The 16,957-nt window shown below is 71.2% G+C and carries 19 protein-coding genes; 9 read left to right on the forward strand and 10 right to left on the reverse strand.

The annotated features are described in order from the left end of the window. Positions 1-54 precede the first annotated feature (54 nt). From ACZ4YL_RS38640 to ACZ4YL_RS38655, 4 genes are all read left to right on the forward strand, one after another. A complete protein-coding gene (locus tag ACZ4YL_RS38640) occupies positions 55-840 on the forward strand; it encodes an amino acid ABC transporter ATP-binding protein (RefSeq protein WP_468122968.1) in 786 nt (261 codons plus the stop codon). Between the two features lie 117 nt (positions 841-957). After that, positions 958-1,809, forward strand: a complete 852-nt coding sequence (locus ACZ4YL_RS38645) for a glutamate ABC transporter substrate-binding protein (protein WP_468122970.1) — start codon at positions 958-960, stop codon at positions 1,807-1,809. A gap of 83 nt (positions 1,810-1,892) precedes the next feature. Then, complete coding sequence (locus ACZ4YL_RS38650) at positions 1,893-2,567, forward strand: amino acid ABC transporter permease (protein ID WP_468122971.1); 675 nt, start codon at positions 1,893-1,895, stop codon at positions 2,565-2,567. Then, on the forward strand, positions 2,564-3,454 hold the full coding sequence (locus tag ACZ4YL_RS38655) for an amino acid ABC transporter permease (protein ID WP_468122972.1): 891 nt from the start codon (positions 2,564-2,566) through the stop codon (positions 3,452-3,454). Before ACZ4YL_RS38650 ends, ACZ4YL_RS38655 begins: the two co-directional genes overlap by 4 nt. A 176-nt stretch (positions 3,455-3,630) precedes the next feature. On the opposite strand, the gene ACZ4YL_RS38660 is transcribed toward ACZ4YL_RS38655, so the two are convergent. Continuing rightward, positions 3,631-3,951, reverse strand: a complete 321-nt coding sequence (locus ACZ4YL_RS38660; RefSeq protein WP_468122974.1) for a hypothetical protein — start codon at positions 3,949-3,951, stop codon at positions 3,631-3,633. A 572-nt stretch (positions 3,952-4,523) separates the two neighbouring features. Here ACZ4YL_RS38660 and ACZ4YL_RS38665 point away from each other — a divergent pair. The 4 genes from ACZ4YL_RS38665 to ACZ4YL_RS38680 all read left to right on the forward strand — a co-directional run bounded on the left by ACZ4YL_RS38665 (position 4,524) and on the right by ACZ4YL_RS38680 (position 7,290). Continuing rightward, complete coding sequence (locus ACZ4YL_RS38665) at positions 4,524-6,143, forward strand: FAD-dependent oxidoreductase (protein WP_468122975.1); 1,620 nt, start codon at positions 4,524-4,526, stop codon at positions 6,141-6,143. 32 nt (positions 6,144-6,175) lie between these two features. Continuing rightward, complete coding sequence (locus ACZ4YL_RS38670; RefSeq protein ID WP_311318651.1) at positions 6,176-6,262, forward strand: putative leader peptide; 87 nt, start codon at positions 6,176-6,178, stop codon at positions 6,260-6,262. Between the two features lie 93 nt (positions 6,263-6,355). After that, positions 6,356-6,904, forward strand: a complete 549-nt coding sequence (locus ACZ4YL_RS38675; protein ID WP_468122976.1) for a cupin domain-containing protein — start codon at positions 6,356-6,358, stop codon at positions 6,902-6,904. Continuing rightward, a complete protein-coding gene (locus ACZ4YL_RS38680) occupies positions 6,901-7,290 on the forward strand; it encodes a rhodanese-like domain-containing protein (protein ID WP_468122977.1) in 390 nt (129 codons plus the stop codon). The genes ACZ4YL_RS38675 and ACZ4YL_RS38680 overlap by 4 nt, the downstream gene beginning before the upstream one ends. A 114-nt stretch (positions 7,291-7,404) precedes the next feature. On the opposite strand, the gene ACZ4YL_RS38685 is transcribed toward ACZ4YL_RS38680, so the two are convergent. The 8 genes from ACZ4YL_RS38685 to ACZ4YL_RS38720 all read right to left on the reverse strand — a co-directional run bounded on the left by ACZ4YL_RS38685 (position 7,405) and on the right by ACZ4YL_RS38720 (position 14,952). Then, the gene (locus ACZ4YL_RS38685) at positions 7,405-9,957 is read right to left on the reverse strand and encodes an FtsX-like permease family protein (protein WP_468122979.1); all 2,553 of its coding nucleotides are present in this window, start codon (positions 9,955-9,957) and stop codon (positions 7,405-7,407) included. 90 nt (positions 9,958-10,047) lie between these two features. Beyond that, entirely contained in the window at positions 10,048-10,614 is a 567-nt protein-coding gene (recX, locus tag ACZ4YL_RS38690; protein ID WP_468122980.1) for a recombination regulator RecX, read from the reverse strand. Positions 10,615-10,617: 3 nt separating this feature from the next. Further along, on the reverse strand, positions 10,618-11,727 hold the full coding sequence (recA, locus tag ACZ4YL_RS38695) for a recombinase RecA (RefSeq protein ID WP_301366006.1): 1,110 nt from the start codon (positions 11,725-11,727) through the stop codon (positions 10,618-10,620). A 239-nt stretch (positions 11,728-11,966) separates the two neighbouring features. Beyond that, positions 11,967-12,830: an SMI1/KNR4 family protein gene (locus tag ACZ4YL_RS38700; protein ID WP_468122981.1), complete on the reverse strand. Its 864-nt coding sequence runs from the start codon at positions 12,828-12,830 to the stop codon at positions 11,967-11,969. Beyond that, positions 12,827-13,156, reverse strand: coding sequence for a deoxyxylulose-5-phosphate synthase (locus ACZ4YL_RS38705; RefSeq protein WP_468122982.1), 330 nt, complete (start codon positions 13,154-13,156; stop codon positions 12,827-12,829). The genes ACZ4YL_RS38700 and ACZ4YL_RS38705 overlap by 4 nt, the downstream gene beginning before the upstream one ends. 85 nt (positions 13,157-13,241) lie before the next feature. Continuing rightward, positions 13,242-13,631 (reverse strand): hypothetical protein, encoded by a 390-nt coding sequence (locus ACZ4YL_RS38710; protein ID WP_468122984.1) that lies wholly within the window; start codon positions 13,629-13,631, stop codon positions 13,242-13,244. Between the two features lie 137 nt (positions 13,632-13,768). After that, complete coding sequence (locus ACZ4YL_RS38715) at positions 13,769-14,236, reverse strand: hypothetical protein (RefSeq protein WP_468122985.1); 468 nt, start codon at positions 14,234-14,236, stop codon at positions 13,769-13,771. Between the two features lie 92 nt (positions 14,237-14,328). Beyond that, positions 14,329-14,952, reverse strand: coding sequence for a class I SAM-dependent methyltransferase (locus ACZ4YL_RS38720; protein WP_468122987.1), 624 nt, complete (start codon positions 14,950-14,952; stop codon positions 14,329-14,331). A 123-nt stretch (positions 14,953-15,075) separates the two neighbouring features. Here ACZ4YL_RS38720 and ACZ4YL_RS38725 point away from each other — a divergent pair, with 123 nt between their 5' ends. Then, positions 15,076-15,831 (forward strand): Clp protease N-terminal domain-containing protein, encoded by a 756-nt coding sequence (locus tag ACZ4YL_RS38725; protein WP_468122988.1) that lies wholly within the window; start codon positions 15,076-15,078, stop codon positions 15,829-15,831. Here ACZ4YL_RS38725 and ACZ4YL_RS38730 read toward each other — a convergent pair. Then, positions 15,785-16,873, reverse strand: coding sequence for an AI-2E family transporter (locus tag ACZ4YL_RS38730; protein ID WP_468122989.1), 1,089 nt, complete (start codon positions 16,871-16,873; stop codon positions 15,785-15,787). The genes ACZ4YL_RS38725 and ACZ4YL_RS38730 overlap by 47 nt on opposite strands. Positions 16,874-16,957 lie beyond the last annotated feature (84 nt).

Here is a 16,957-nt window from a genome sequence, read left to right on the forward strand (position 1 = left end):
TGCGCGTCACGTCACTACTGTCCTCCCAACCGAGGAGGACGGAGCAAGAAGCCGATGAGCGGAGTATCAGTGACCAAGGACGTGCAGGACGCGGCCGGTGCCGCAGACGACCTGGTCGTACTGAGCAACGTCAACAAGCACTTCGGCGCGCTGCACGTGCTTCAGGACATCGATCTGAGCATTGCCCGCGGTGAGGTAGTCGTGGTGATCGGTCCCTCGGGATCGGGCAAGTCCACGCTGTGCCGGACCATCAACCGCCTGGAGACCATCGACTCGGGCACCATCACGCTCGACGGCAAGGAACTGCCCTCGGAGGGCAAGGAACTCGCCCGGCTGCGCGCCGACGTCGGCATGGTCTTCCAGTCGTTCAACCTCTTCGCGCACAAGACGGTGCTGCAGAACGTCATGCTGGGCCAGCTCAAGGTCCGCAAGACCGACCAGGCGGCGGCCAAGGCGAAGGCGCTGTCCCTGCTGGAGCGGGTGGGCGTCGGCACTCAGGCCGACAAGTACCCGGCGCAGCTCTCCGGTGGCCAGCAGCAGCGTGTGGCGATCGCCCGGGCGCTGGCCATGGAGCCGAAGGTGATGCTCTTCGACGAGCCGACCTCGGCCCTGGACCCGGAGATGATCAACGAGGTGCTGGAGGTCATGCAGCAGCTCGCCCGCGAGGGGATGACCATGGTGGTCGTCACGCACGAGATGGGCTTCGCCCGCTCGGCGGCCAACCGGGTCGTCTTCATGGCCGACGGCAAGATCGTCGAGGAGGCCACCCCCGAGCAGTTCTTCAGCAACCCGCGCAGTGACCGCGCCAAGGACTTCCTGTCGAAGATCCTGCACCACTGAGGTCTGCTTCTGGTAGTCATCCGTATGCGGATCGCCGCCGGATCGTTCCTGTCGGCCGCGCGGGCGCCGTAAGCCTCGCTCGTCGTTCAACAACGTCTCATCCGAGGGAAGTTCACCATGAAGATCTCCAAGGCCGCTGCGGCCGCGGCCGTCGCCGTCGCCCTTGCCCTGACCGCGACCGCGTGTGGCGGCAGCAAGCAGGACGCCGCCGCCGACGGCGGTGCGTCCGGTGGCGCGAAGGACAAGCTCGTCGTCGGCATCAAGTACGACCAGCCCGGTCTGGGCCTCAAGACCCCGGACGGCAAGTACACGGGCTTCGACGTCGACGTGGCGACCTACGTCGCCAAGGAGCTCGGCTACGAGCCGAACCAGATCGAGTTCAAGCAGGCCGTCAGCGCCGAGCGCGAGAACCTGATCGCGAACGGCGACGTGAAGTTCGTCGTCGCGACCTACTCGATCAACGACAAGCGCAAGGAGAAGGTCGACTTCGCCGGCCCCTACTTCCTCGCGCACCAGGACCTGCTGGTCCGCGCCGACGACACGAGCATCACCAAGGCCGAGGACCTGAACAAGAAGAAGCTCTGCTCGGTCACCGGCTCCACCTCGGCGCAGAACGTCAAGACCAAGCTGGCCCCCGAGGCCGACCTGCTGGAGCAGGGTGGCTACTCCGAGTGCCTCACCGGCCTGGAGAACAAGGCCGTCGACGCCCTGACCACGGACAACTCGATCCTGGCGGGCTACGCGGCCCAGGAGAAGAACAAGGGCAAGTTCAAGCTGGTCGGGCTGAGCCTGAGCAACGAGAACTACGGCATCGGTCTGAAGAAGGGCGACAAGGAGCTCCAGACCAAGATCAACGCCGCGCTCAAGAAGATGGTCGAGGACGGCAGCTGGCAGAAGGCCGTGGACAAGAACCTCGGTCCGGCCAACTTCAAGAGCGAGCCTGCCCCGCAGATCACCGAAGGCAGCTGATTCATCGGTGAGGGGCGTCGCCGCCCGCCTGCCGCGGGCGGCGGCGCACCTCACCGGCCATCCTGGGGAGAGCGCAGGGCATCGTGTTCGATTTTCTTGATTCCGGGCAGTACGACGTGCTCGGAGCCTTCTGGGTGACGGTTCAGCTCACCCTCTACTCGGCGGCCGGATCCCTGGTCTGGGGCACCGCCCTGGCCGGGATGCGGGTCAGCCCGGTCCCGCTGCTGCGGGGCTTCGGCACCGCTTACGTCAACCTGGTGCGCAACACCCCGCTGACGTTGCTGATCATCGGCTGCTCGCTGGGACTCAACCAGACCCTCGGCATCGCCCTGGGCGGCAGCACGTTCAAGGAGATCGGCTTCCGGCTCGCGGTCCTCGGATTCATCGCCTACACCGGCACCTTCGTCTGCGAGGCCCTGCGCTCCGGCATCAACACCGTGCCCGTCGGCCAGGCCGAGGCGGCCCGCGCGCTGGGACTGAGCTTCTTCCAGGTACTCACCCTGATCGTGCTCCCCCAGGCTTTCCGGGCGGTCGTCGCACCGCTCGCCAACGTACTGATCGCGCTCACCAAGAACACCACGGTGGCGGCGACCATCGGCGTGGCCGAGGCGGCCCTGCTGATGAAGGAAATGCTCGAGAACGAGCCGCAGGCGCTCTTCGCGGTCTTCGCGATCTTCGCCCTCGGTTTCGTCCTTCTGACCCTGCCCACCGGTCTGCTGCTGGGCTGGGTCGCCAAGCGAGTGGCGGTGAAGCGATGAGCTCCGTGCTGTACGACACCCCCGGCCCCAAGGCCAAGGTGCGCAACTGGATCTACAGCGGGATCTTCGTCGTGCTGTTCGGCCTCGTCATGTGGTGGGCACTGTCCCTCATGAGCGAGAAGGGCCAGCTCGACGCCGACAAGTGGACGCCGTTCGTCACCGACAGCCGGGTCTGGACCACGTACCTGATCCCCGGCCTGCTGGAGACCCTCAAGGCCGGCGCGCTCTCCATGGCCATCGCCCTCCCGCTGGGCGCGCTGCTGGGCATCGGCCGGCTGTCGGACCACGCGTGGGTGCGGTGGCTGGTCGGCACGTGGGTGGAGTTCTTCCGGGCCATCCCGGTGCTGATGCTGATGCTGTTCGGCTTCGCGCTGATGGCGCCGCGGTTGATCGACGTGCCGTCCGACACCCGCCCCTTCTGGGCGGTGGTCACGGGCCTGGTCCTCTACAACTCGGCCGTCATCGCCGAGATCGTCCGGGCGGGCGTGCTCTCCCTGCCCCACGGCCAGAGCGACGCCGCCAAGGCGATCGGCATGCGCAAGGGCCAGACGATGTTCCACGTGCTGATCCCGCAGGCCGTGACGGCGATGCTGCCGGCCCTGGTCAGCCAGCTCGTGGTGATCCTCAAGGACACCGCGATCGGCGGCGCCCTGCTGGGCTTCGCGGAACTGCTCTCCACGAACCGGCAGATCTCGGCCAACTACAGCAACACCATCGCGACCCTCGTCGTGATCGCGCTGATCTACATCGCCGTGAACTTCGCCCTCACCTCGTCCGCCTCCATGCTGGAAGGCCGACTGCGGAAGTCGAAGAAGAGCACCGGTGCGGTGGTCGGCGTCAACGATGTCAACGACATGGCCACCGGGGCGAACTCGGGCGGGATCTGACCGCCCTCCCGGTTCAGGTTCAGGGCCCTTCGAGGGCCGATGAACGGTCAGCCATATTGCGTAGCCCGTGTGGTGCGGCGGAAATCATCCGCCGCACCACACTGCGTTGTACCGACCGATGCGGCCTCCGGCTTCGGCGGCGACCGGGAGGGAGGAGGGCCGATCGATCCGGTCCGTCAATAGGACCTTGTAATGATGCCGCCGCTCTTTACCGAGGTGAGCGGCGGGCAGGCGATGAAGGAAGGATCGCCATGGTCCTTCCACGTCACCGAATGGACGGTGACGTCGGGGCCGCCACGGTCACGCGTGCAGATGACGGCCGCCTTGTAGTGTCCGCCATTGCTGTGACCGCATTTGGCTAACCAGCCCCCACCGGTCGAGGACTGGTAGTTGACGCACCCGGTCGGCCAGCTCGCAGGGGTCGCGGTCGCCGCGCCTTGAAGTCCGAGGAGTGCCGTCGCCGCACCGGCGAGCAGTGCCGTGTACCGCTTCTTCATTGTCGCCCATCCTTTTCTCGGTGGATCCGGACATTCCCAGGGGACAGGAGGCAGCCGCCGGGGGAACTCCGCCGAATCCAATTCGAGCGACGTACTTCCCCCCGCTGCGCACGAAAGGCCTTCCGCTCCCCCGCACAGTCATGACGGTTCCACGCCCGCCGGAGCCGGGCAATCGGAAAAGCGAACTCCTGAGGGTTACTTGAGCATCACATTTCCCGGCTACGGAAAGGAACGGGGAAAACGCTGATCAGCCCACCCCCAAGAAGAGCAGGGGGGGATGAATTCCGAAAAACCGGCCGAATCGCGAAAGGGTGAATTCAGGCCACGTGGCGTCGATAATCAGGCTTCCGAGTGGCTGCGCCCGCAGTGAAGGCACGATCACGACCCCGCAGAACGGCTGGGCCGCTCCGCGACTCGGCGGTGCACGGCGGTGCCGGTCCCGGCGGAAGTGGCGGCCACTTCGGAATTTGCAGTTCCAGTTACCGCTCTGCCGACCGGTGTCACTTGACGCAGGCACCTACAGTGGGTTGCATACGTTCTGTGATCACATACCGGACATCGGGAGCCGCGCCATGGACCCGGTGATCATCGTCGGCGCGGGACCCGTCGGGCTGTCCCTGTCGCTCGCCCTGGCGGGTGCGGGCGTGCCCTCCGTCGTGCTCGACGAAGGGCCCGGCAAGGAAGAGGTCCGCCCGGCCCGTACCGTCGTCCTGCACGCCGAAACGGCGGCCATGGCGCACCGGCTGGGCTGTACGACGCTGCGCGACGAGGGGGCGTACTTCGCCGCCTGGCGCACGATGCGCCGCAGCCGGCCCGAGCGGCGGATCACCTTCGATGACCACCCTGCCCCGCTGCACGTACCGCAGCACGCGCTGACGCGCGGACTGCGCCAGGCCGCCGCGGCCCATCCGCTCGTCCAGCTGGTCACCGACAGCAAACTGGACTCCCTGGAGCAGGACGGCCGCGGCGTCACCGCGCACACCCGGGGCGCCGAGACCACCTGGTGGCGCGGGAGTTACCTGGTCGGCTGCGACGGCGCCCGCTCCAACGTGCGCAAGCTGCTCGGCATCCGCTTCCCGGGCCGCACCGCCGTGGAGCGGCACGCCGTGGCCGCGCTGCGCACCGAACTACCCTGGCCCGGCGAGGCCTTGCTGCACCGCAGCCCGCCGCAGGAGGTCACCTCGCGGCCGCTGCCCGACGGGGTGTGGCGGCTGGACTGGCTGCTCCCGCCCCGCGGGGAACTCGTGACTCCCGACGCGCTGGTGACCCTGATCCGCGACACCCTCGCGGTGTGGTGCGGCGGCACGACACCCCCGTACGACCTCATCGACACCGGGGTCCACACCCTGCACCACCGCCTCGCCCGCCGTTGGCGCGACGACCGTGCCTTCCTCGCCGGAGACGCCGCGCACCTGCTGGGCGCACTCGGCAGCCAGGGTGTCGAGGAGGGGCTCCGGGACGCCGAGAACCTGGCGTGGAAGCTCTCCCTGGCCTGGCACCAGGGAGCCTCCGAAGCCCTGCTCGACAGCTACGAGAGCGAGCGGCGCACCGCGGTCGCCTCCCGGCTGCGCGTCGCCGACCAGGCGATCCCGGCGCTGCGGGCCGGCGGCGGCCTGCGCACCTACCTGCCCGGCGCCGCGCGCTCCGCCGAATCCCTGCTCACCGACGGCCACCTGGGGCGCGGGCCGCTGGGCGCGGAACCCACGTACGCGCCACCGGTCGCCGTCCGGGAGGTGCCGACGGCCACGGAGCCGGGCGGTCCGGTGGCGAACGTCCCGGTGACCGCGCCCGACGGGGCGACCGTGCCCCTGCGGGACCTGCTCGGGCAGGGCCGGCTGCTGGTGGTCCTGGTGGCTCCCGGCACCGGGGTCTGGGACCGGCGCCACTGGCTCGGCGCCGGGCTGATGCCCCGCCTCGCGGCGGCGGTGAGCGCCCTGCCGGTCCGCACCGACCTGCTGGTCGCGGACAGCTACCCGGGGGCCCCGGCGCACACCGTGCTGCTGGTGCGGCCGGACGGGCACCTGGCGGCGACCTTCGCCGGGGTCCGCCCGGCGGAGCTGTACGAGGCAGCGGACACGGTACGGGCGGGCGCGCCCGCGTCCCGGGGGCCCGCGCCCTCCACGACGACACCGACTCCCACCCCGGCGCCGACACCCACCCCGGCGCCGACACCGACCGTGGTGATCGATTGACCGTCTCCGGGACTCCGTGGTTCACTCGCGGAATGACCGGCAACGACGTACGCCTGTGGCGGAGGGTCCATATGGACCTGCTCCGCTACGCGGGCTGCGTGTGTCGCCCTTCCTGCTGATTCGCCCTTCCCTCCGCGCGCCCCGTGCCGTCCACCGGCCTGCGCGCACCTCCGCGAACCCAGGAACGGTCCCCTTTGATGTCTGCACCTTTGATGTCTGCACCCGTATCCGCACCCTCGTACGCCCCGGAGTCCGGCTCCGCGGCCGGGGGCCACACGGCCGCCGAGCTCCTCGGCTTCGCCCTCCGCACGGCGGCCGACCCCGCGGTCGTGGCCTCGCTGCCGCTCGATCCCGAGGGCCGCACCTGGATCCGGCTGGACGGGCCGGGCGGCAGCGAGGCATGGCTGATCGGCTGGCCGCCGGGCACCGGCACCGGCTGGCACGACCATGCCGAATCGCGGGGCGCGTTCGCCACCGCCCGGGGTCGGCTCACCGAGCACTCGCTGACCGTGCGCCTGCCCTCGGAGGGCTGGAAGTCCCTGGAACTGGCCCCGGACGTCGACCGGCGCCGCACACTGGCCGCGGGCTCGGGGCGCGCCTTCCGGGAACACCACGTGCACGAGGTCTTCAACGAGTCGCAGGCCGAGCACGCGATCTCCGTGCACGCCTACTACCCGCCGCTCCCGCTGATCCGCCGCTACAGCCGCAGCGGCCCGGTGCTCAGCCTGGAGCACGTCGAGCGTCCGGCGGACTGGCAGTGAGCACCCCGGTCGGCATCGACGAGCTGCTGGAGCGGGTCCGCGCGGGCTACACCCGCGTGGATGCGCGGGAGGCGTACGCCGCCTCCCGCGCCGGGGCCCTCCTGGTGGACATCCGCTACCAGGCGCTGCGCGAGCGGGACGGGCTGATCCCGGGCGCGGTGGTGGTCGAGCGCAACGAGCTGGAGTGGCGCCTGGACCCCCAGGGCAGCCACCGCCTCCCCGAGGCCACGAGCCACGGCCTCCAGGTGGTGGTGATCTGCAACGAGGGCTACGCGTCCAGCCTCGCCGCGGCCTCGCTCCACGCCCTGGGCCTGCACCGCGCGACGGACCTGACGGGCGGTTTCCAGGCCTGGAAGTCGTCCGGCCTCCCGGTCGTGCCCGCCTGACGCTCCCCGGGCTCCGCCCGGACCCCCGCCGGCGTTCGAGGCGCTCCTTCAAGCCTCGCCGGCGTTTGAGGCGCGGGGGTCCGGGGGCAGCACCCCCGGACCGACGGCGCCGCACTAGCCCTTGGCCGTGGCCACTTCCACCGGAGGTACCCGCAACGCCACCCGGCCCGGGAGGGCAGTGGCTGCCAGGGCGAGCACCCCGGCGACCCCCACCACCGCCGCGTAAGCCACCGGCAGCACCGCGGGCGCCGCCGCCCCCGTCATGCCCACGCTGAACGCGGTCAGTACCGCCAGCGCGATCCCCGACCCCAGCGCCGTCCCGATCAGAACCACCGCCAGCGCCTCCGTCCGCAGCATCCGCAGCACCTGCCGGCGCTTCGCCCCGGCCAGCCGCAGCATCGCGAACTCCCGGAACCGCTCGGCGGTCGACATCGCGAGCGTGTTCGCCACCGCGATGGCGGTGAAGGCCAGCACCAGCCCCATCGCCAGCAGGTTGATCTCCGCCCCGGCGTCCTGCCGCTCCGCCCGTGCCGCGTCGGCGTCCGCCGCGGACAGCACCTGTACGCCCGGGAACACCCGTACCGCTGCGGCCAGTTGCTCCCGTCCGGTCCCCGAACCCGGTTCCGCCGCCACCAGCACGCCGCCGGCCAGTGGATTGTCCGCGTGCGCGGCCACCAGCCCGTGCGGCAGCGTCAGATCGCCGAAGCCGAGCCCCCGCGCGTACACGGCCGAGACCGTCAGCGTGACCGGGGTTCCGTCCCCCAGCGTCAGCTTCAGCGAGCTTCCCGGCTTCAGCCCCAGCTGACCGGCGGTGAGTTCGCTCACCGCCGCGCTCCCCTCGCCGAAGCCGTCCAGGCTGCCGCCGGTGACCTCCGGGTCCCAGGTCCGGGTCAGCCCGGCCGGGGTCACGCCCTGCGCGGCGTACTTCGTCAGCCCCACCCGTACCGACGTGTGCACGATCTCGGTGGCCGCCGTGACCCCCGGGGTACGCCGGATCCGCTCGGCGGCCTCCCGCGTGATCCCGGGACCCTGGGCGGCCAGGACCCACTGGGCCCGGATCCCGTCGCGGGCCTGGGCCCGGGCGGCGTCCCCGAGCGTCGGGGTGATGAAGAGCACGGTGCAGGTCATGCCGATCAGCAGTGCGAGCGGGGTGACGGCGGAGGCCATGCGCGTGGCGTTCCCGCGCAGGTTGGCCGTGGCCAGGTGGCCGCCCGGGCCGGCCAGCCGCAGCGGTCCGGCGAGCAGCGCGGTGGCGCCCCGTACGAGCAGCGGGCCGAGCAGCGAGACCGCCCCGGCCAGTACCACCACGGCGAGGAAGGTGACCGGGGTGGAGGCCGGCTCGGTGCGCAGCGAGCCGAGTACGACGACCAGCACCGCCCCGCCCGCCAGCAGCAGCACCCCGAGCACGCTGCGGATCCAGCCGGGCCGCCGCCGCTCGACGGCGGCTTCGGCGAGCGCCTCGGCCGGGCGGATCCGGGCGATCCGGCGGCCGGTGATCCGGGCGGCGGCCCAGGCTCCGAGCAGGCTGGCGGCGACGGCCGCGAACATCGGGAAGATGCCCGCGGTGCGCTCCAGGGTGACGGGGACGACCCCGCTGTCGACGAACCGGCCGTGCAGCCAGGCGGCGAGCGGCAGCCCGGCGAGCGCTCCGGCGATGCCGGCGGCCAGGCCGACGAGCAGCGCTTCCCGGCCGATCATGCGCCGTAGCTGCCCCGGGGTGGCGGCGATGGCCCGCAACAGGGCGAGTTCGCGGTAGCGCTGCTGGACGGAGAGCGCGAAGGTGCCGACGACGACGAGGATCGCGACGAGCAGCGAGGTGCCGCCCATCGCGCCGCCCATAGAGACCAGCTTGACGCGGGCGCCGGCGGCGTCGAGGAATTCGACGGGGCCGCGCTCGTCGCCCGTGGCGACCTGCGCGGTGGTGCCCTGCAGCGCCCGCTCGACCCGGGCGGCGAGCTCGGCGGCGCCGACACCCGGTGCGGGCAGCACTCCGATGGCGCTGACCTGGCCGTCGCGGGCGGCGAGCCGCTGGGCCTCGTCGTCGCTGAAGAAGAGCGCGCTCTGCTGGGCGAGGTCGCCGCGGTCCGTCGTCGCGACCCCGCTGACCCGGTACGTCCTGGGTTCGCCGGTGGACTGCACGGCGAGCTCGGAGCCGGGCTTCAGCCCGGCGCGGGCGGCCAGCGCACGGTCGACGACGACCTCGCCGCCGCTCTGCGGGGCGCGGCCCTCGGTGAGGGTGAAGGGGCTCAGTGCGGCGGAGGTCCAGGCGTGCCCGTACGAGGGCACCGGCCCGCCGGGGCCCTTGACCAGGGGGACGGCCTGGAAGGTGAGCTCGGGGACGGCCCGTTCGACGCCGGGCACGGCGCGGACCGTGTCCACGGTGGCGGCGGGGAGCCAGGCGCGCTCGGCGACGGGCTTGGCCTTGTGCTTGGTCTTGGTCCGGCCGCCCTTCTTCTCCTTGACCGTGGTCTCGTGGACGTTCTGGTCGGCGGAGACGAGGATCGGCGTGGCCGCGTAGCGCTCGGTGCCGATCTTTCCGCGGAGTCCCGTTTCCAGGAGCGTCCCGCAGGCGGTGACGAGGGCGGCCGCGCACAGCAGTGCGACGAAGGCGCCGAGGAAACCGGCCTTGCGGTCCCTGACGGTCTGAAGGGCGTAACGCAGCATCATGCGGCCAACTCTGCCGCCGTGCCCGGCGCCTGACACTGGCGTGCCCCGGCGTCCGGCCCCGGGGGCTACCCCCACCCCGGGCTCACCGGCTCACTCCCCCGGGTACCCGAGGTCGTCGGCGTCCTCGCCCTCCGTCTCCAGGGCGCGGCGCACCACCCGCAGGGCCATGCCCTCCGGGTATCCCTTGCGGGCGAGCATCCCGGCGAGGCGCCGGATCCGCTTGTCCCGCTCCAGGCCCCGGGTGGAGCGGAGCTTGCGCTCCACGAGTTCCCGGGCGGTCTGCTCCTCCTGGTCGGAGTCCAGCAGCTCCAGGGCCTCCTCCACGAGGGTGGCGTGCACCCCCTTGGTCCGGAGCTCCTGGGCCAGTGCCCGGCGGGCCAGGCCCCTGCCGCGGTGCCGGGACTCGACCCAGGCACCGGCGAAGGCCGCGTCGTCGATCAGGCCCACCTCCTCGTACCGGGAGAGGACCTGCTCCGACACCTCCTCGGGGATGCCCCGCTTGTGCAGGGCGTCCGCGAGCTGGCGCCGGGTACGCGGGCTCCCGGTGAGCAGGCGCAGACAGATCGCCCGCGCCTGCTCCTCGGGGCTCTGGGGCGGCAGCTCCGAACGGCCCTCACGGCCGCCTCGGCGCTCGCCGCCCCCTTCCTGCTCCCGCACGGGTCAGCTCTTGGCCACGGCGGCCTTGGCCGTCGTCTTGGCCTTCGATGCCGGGGCGGGCACGGCGGTGGCCGCGGCGTCGGCCGCGTCCGTACCGGCTTCGGCGGCGGCGTCCTTGCGGACACCCACGCCCAGCTTCTCCTTGATCTTCCGCTCGATCTCGTTGGCGAGGTCGGGGTTGTCCTTCAGGAAGTTGCGGGCGTTCTCCTTGCCCTGGCCGAGCTGGTCGCCCTCGTACGTGTACCAGGCGCCGGCCTTGCGCACGAAGCCGTGCTCCACGCCCATGTCGATCAGGCCGCCCTCGCGGCTGATGCCCTGGCCGTAGAGGATGTCGAACTCGGCCTGCTTGAACGGGGGCGCGACCTTGTTCTTGACGACCTTGACGCGGGTGCGGTTGCCGACCGCGTCCGTGCCGTCCTTGAGGGTTTCGATGCGGCGGATGTCGAGGCGCACGGAGGCGTAGAACTTCAGCGCGCGACCACCGGTGGTGGTCTCGGGCGAGCCGAACATCACACCGATCTTCTCGCGGAGCTGGTTGATGAAGATCGCGGTGGTCTTGGACTGGTTGAGCGCACCGGTGATCTTCCGGAGCGCCTGGCTCATCAGCCGGGCCTGGAGACCGACGTGCGAGTCGCCCATCTCACCCTCGATCTCCGCGCGCGGCACGAGGGCCGCCACGGAGTCGATGACGATCAGGTCGAGGGCACCGGAGCGGACCAGCATGTCCACGATCTCCAGTGCCTGCTCGCCGGTGTCCGGCTGCGACAGGATGAGGTTGTCGGTGTCGACGCCGAGGGCCTTCGCGTACTCGGGGTCGAGCGCGTGCTCGGCGTCCACGAAGGCGACGGTGCCGCCGGCCTTCTGCGCGTTGGCCACGGCGTGCAGGGTCAGGGTCGTCTTACCGGAGGACTCCGGGCCGTACACCTCGATCACACGGCCGCGGGGCAGCCCGCCGACGCCGAGGGCGATGTCCAGCGCGGTCGACCCGGTGGGGATGACCTCGATGGGGTCGTTCGGCTTGTCGCCGAGGCGCATGACCGCACCCTTGCCGAATTGCCGTTCAATCTGTGCGAGAGCGGCGTCGAGAGCCTTCTCGCGGTCGGTGCCTGCCATGGGTTCCACCCGGTTTGCTTGAGTCGATCGCTTCACGTCACCGACGCTAATGCCTGCCACTGACAATGCGCCTCCACGAGCGTTTCGGCTGTGGATAACTCATCAGAATGGATGTTCGATTTTCCTGTCAAGCGCGCCACGCCCACCCCTCCCCCACCTGCACCGCTGCCCGTCGGCGGCCACGTCCGCGCCTCACCCGGTCGCGACGCCGCGACCGCTCGGATCCCACGGACGCCGAGCTACTCGTCCTCGTCCGTGACCGCGTCCCAGGCCTCCAGCGGGGTCCCCGCCGCGGTCGTGACCTCCAGCACCCTGCATTCCATGAGCTCGGCGGCGGCGAAGAGCCGGTGGCGGACGTGCTCCGTTTCCTCGGGCGGGAAGGCGATCCGGATCTGGTGAGGGTGGGGGGTGTCGTAGGTGAGCAGCCAGTCGGCGTCGAGGGTCGCGAAGTGGTCCTGTCCGCTCCCGTCGCGCTCCGAGCGCCACGTGCCGCGGTCCGTGGTGGGGGCCAGCGCCGTACGCAGGCGCCTCAGGCGCTCGTCATGGGGCAGGGGCCCCTCGGACAGGACCAGGCACCGGTCGACGCGGGGCCGGAAGGTGTTGAACCAGGGCGCCAGGTCCGGATCCATCGCGCCGAGCAGGCGGGAGTGGACGCGGCCGCCGACCCAGCCCTCGACGAACCCGGCCGCGCCCGTGCGGTGGGTCTCGTACCAGCCCTCGCTGCTCCACACCACGACGGGCCACTCCTCGGGGTCCCCGTCGGTGAGCCAGCAGAGCCGGTCGGCGTTCATGGTGGTGCCCCAGATCAGCAACCCGCCCGGCGCGGGGTGCAGCGGGTACGGGTAGCGCTCGCGGTCACGCTCCGGCGATTCCGTCGGATGCGCGCTCTGCCACTCGACGCGGTTGTACCAGTTCGCACCGAAGGGCGTGTGGAGGTAGAGGAAATCGCCGAACTCCCCCCATCCGTAGGTGGCGACCAGCCACTTGTAGTCGTCGGGCAGCCGTACCCCGAGCGCGGTCTCGGCCGCGGTCCAGTCGCCACGGGCCTCGACGGGCGCGGGCGGCGGTGTCACGAGCCGCGCGAGGGCGTCGTGCCCGGTCACGGCAGGTCACGCAGGACGAGCGCCTCCGCGAAGGGCGTGCCGGTCCGCTTCGCGTACGTCATCCGCTCACGCACCTCATGCAGGGTGCGCGGCCGGTAGCCCGGCCCGCCGCAGCAGCTCTTGTGGAACCGCACGCCCGCGTTCAGCAGCACGGCGAGGGTCCGCCATCCCGCGGTGTCCCGGCGCGGGGGTGCGGCGAAGGCCGAGCCCACATGGACGAGGGCCCCCGCACACCGCGGGCAGATCCGCTCCCGGTCCCTGTCGTAGGGCTGCTTGTACGAGGCCCGGCAGGGCAGGCAGACGTAGGAGGTCTTCGCATGAGCCATGCCAGCAGCCTAGGCAGCACCCCGCGCGGGGATCGACACGATTACCGCGCGAGGTGTCCCCCGCCCAGAGTGGAGAGGCCGTCCGTCAGTCACCGGAGAAGCCCCAGAAGTAGATCTCCTCCGGCCTGCCCTGGGCGTCGTGCAGGACCGCGCATCGGCCGAACCACCGTCGCTCGGCGAGCGGTTCGATGTCCGGGACGTGGGCCCGCGTGAGGCGGTCGGTACCCGCCACGCGATGGGCCTCGGCAGGCTGAACGGGCTGCACGGTGCCATGGTCGGGGTCCTCGCCGGGGCGCACGATCCGCCACATGTCGAGGATGGAGTGCGTCCCCTCCTCCTGGACCCGCTCGTCCTGCCACAGCTGGTCGAACGTCGACGGCCAGGCCTTGGCCTCGTCCCCCTCGCCCTCGTCGTCGTCCCAGGGGTCCCAGTAGTAGTCCTGCCTGTCGAAGACCTGCTGTCTCAGGGCGTCCAACGCGGCTCCGAGATCCTCTCGATAAGGAACGTAGTACTCCCACCCCGACGCACCCACGACAACGACCCCGCCTCGCCGCCCGGTACCGGCAACGGAGCGGAAGCTAGCAACCGCCACTGACATCCGGCCCGTTCAGGTCACTTGGCCGCCGCCAGGCCCGCCTTGATCATCGTGACGGTGCTCACCAGCTTGGGGAGGCCTTCCGTCTGGACCCCCGTGATGCCCCGGGAGACCTGGCTCCCGTCCTTCTTCGCGGCCCCGTCGGCGCATTCGCCCGCCCCCCGCCTGAATCCGCCGAGGGCCTCCTTCCAGTACCGCTGGGCGGCTTCGTCCGGGATCGGGTCGAGCTTCTCGGCCTTGGCGGTCTGGGCGAGCAGGTTCTGGCAGGCGGGCCCTTGGACGTCGATCGTGCGCATGCTCACCTCGTTGACCCGGCCGGCGTCCTCGTTCAGCTTCCTGATCTGGGCCTCGCCCCCCGAGCTGTACCACTCCTCCAGCCGCTCGGCCGGGGTCTGGGAACAGCCTCCGAGCAACAGCGGGACGGCTGCGACGGTGACGACGGCGGTGACGCGGGTCGCCGCGGGGACACGCACACGGAATCTCATGGAACCTGGAACCCCCTGGATCGGTCCGACCGATGCTGCCAGGGACGCTCCGGGCCCGTGCCCCTCGTGATGGTTTCGTGACGGGTCGTCGGTCAGAGGGAGATCGCCGTCCCGAGGGATTCGGCGCACAGGAACTTCGGCGCGCCCTCCTCGTAGAAGACGTCGAGGGCGGTGATCGTGAATCCCGCCGCCGCCAGCAGGTCCGGGGCGGACCGGGTGAGGTGGCAGCCGCCCAGGAGCCGCATGTTCAGCGGCTCCAGCCGTCGCTGCAGGCGGCGTACGCGCCAGTCGCCCTCCGGGGCGAGCCCGTGTTCGAGGAAGTGCAGGGTCCCGCCGGGCTTGAGCACGCGGCGCAGCTCGCGCAGGGCGGCCACGGCGTCCGGGATGGTGCACAGCGTCCAGGTGGACAGCGCGGAGTCGAAACCGCCGTCCTCGAAGGGCAGCGACTGGCCGTCCAGGCCGGACCGCCGGACCGGGACGCGGGCTCCGCGTACGCGCTCCGCGGCCAGCCGCCACGCGACATCGGACGGCTCGACCGCCGACACGCCGGTGACGCCCTGCGGATAGAAGGGGGCGTTGTGCCCCGCGCCGAAGCCGATCTCGACGACCTCGCCCGCCAGCCCCGCGCAGACCCGGCGGCGCAGCGGCCGGGCCATCCTGGCCCCGCAGGCGACGTTGAGGATCCGCGGCACTGCCTGCTCGGCGTAGAACCCCATGGCAGCCTCCGCGTCTCGCCCCTCCTCCTCAGGATGGCACCGCGACCCCGTACCCACGAACGCCCCACCTGAGTGACAACCCAGGGTTGACGCTCACCGAAGTGTCAACCTACGGTTGCACCTATGACGAACCCTTCGGTGGAACCCGTTCGCATGACCAATCCGGTACGCCTCGACGACCTGATCGAGGCCATCAACAAGGTCCACACCGACCCCCTGGAGCAGCTCAGCGGCGCCGTCGTCGCAGCAGAGGCTCTCGGGGACGTCGCGGACCACCTCATCGGCCACTTCGTCGACCAGGCCCGCCGCTCCGGCGCCTCCTGGACCGACATCGGCCGCAGCATGGGCGTCACCCGCCAGGCGGCCCAGAAGCGCTTCGTCCCCAAGGCGGACAAGGAGGGTGCCGGCGGCCTCGACCCGAACGCGGGCTTCGGCCGCTTCACCCCCCGCGCCCGCAACATCGTCATGACCGCCCAAAACGAGGCTCGCGCCGCCGGCAACACCGAGATCCGCACCGAGCACCTGGTCCTGGGCCTCCTCGCCGAACCCGAGGGCCTCGCCGGGTACGCCCTGCACGCCCAGGGGGTCGCGGCGGACGACGTACGCGCCGCCGTGACCGACCTGCTGCCCCCGGCCCAGCCGGAGGTCCCCGACCTGGTCCCCTTCGACGCGTCCGCGAAGAAGGTCCTCGAGCTCACCTTCCGCGAGGCCCTTCGCCTCGGCCATGACTTCGTCGGCACCGAGCACGTCCTGCTCGCGCTCCTGGAGCTGGAGAACGGCGAGGGCCCGCTGAGCGGCCTCGGTCTGGACAAGGCCGCCGTCGAGACGACCGTCAGCGAAGCCTTGGCAGCCGTACGCGTCGTCTCGGACGAGAAGTAGAGGAATCCGCGTCCCGGGTCAGTTCGTAGCGCTTGACGTACGCGCCCAGGAAGGCCTGCAGCGTGGCGACGGCCGGGATCGCGATGAGCGCCCCGACCGCGCCCAGCAGGGCGGTGCCCGCGATGACCGATCCGAAGGCCACCGCCGGATGGATGTCCACGGTCTTCGAGGTCAGCTTCGGCTGCAGGACGTAGTTCTCGAACTGCTGGTAGATCACCACGAAGCCCAGTACGTACAGCGCGTACCAGGGGTCCACGGTGAAGGCGAGCAGGACCGGCAGCGCGCCTGCGAGATAGGTGCCGATGGTGGGGACGAACTGCGAGACCAGCCCCACCCACACGGCGAGCGCGGGCGCGTACGGCACCCCGAGGACCGCCAGCACGATGTACGTCGCGACACCGGAGATCAGAGCCATCAGCCCGCGCGAGTAGAGGTACCCGCCCGTCTTGGCGACGGCGATCTCCCAGGCGCGCAGCACCTCGGCCTGCTTCGCGGGCGGCAGTACGGAGCACAGCGCGCGCCGCAGCCGCGGTCCGTCGGCGGCGAAGTAGAAGGAGAACAGTCCGATCGTCAGCAGCTTGAAGAGCCCGCCGAGCACCGTGGCGGAGACGTCGAGCACGCCGGACGCGCTGTTCTGCACGTACTTGCGCAGCCAGTCGGAGCGCAGCACGCTCTCCTGGATCTCCAGCCGGGACAGTTCGGTGTGGAAGGTGGAGTTGATCGCTTTGATCACCGAGTCGAGATAGCCCGGGAAGCCCTCGACCATGGCGACGATCTGCCCGGCGAGCAGCGAGCCGAGCAGCGCGAGGAAACCGGCGGTCACGACGAGCACCGCGAGGAACATCACGAAGGTGGCGACCCCGCGGCGCATGCCGCCGGCCGCCATCCTGGCCACCGCCGGTTCGATCGCGAGCGCGAGGAAGAACGCGATCAGGATGTTGACGAGGAGGCCTATCAGCTGGTGGAAGGCCCAGCTGCCGAGCTGGAAACAGGCCACGAGGGCCAGTACGAGGATCACGGCGCGCGGCAGCCAGCGCGGCATGCGCGCATCGTCCGGGGCGGGGGCCGCACCGGCCGGCGGTGGAACCGGCGGCGCGGGCGGACCCGGCCGGCCCGGCCCACCCGG

The sequence above is a fragment of the Streptomyces sp. NPDC030021 genome (assembly GCF_055574035.1).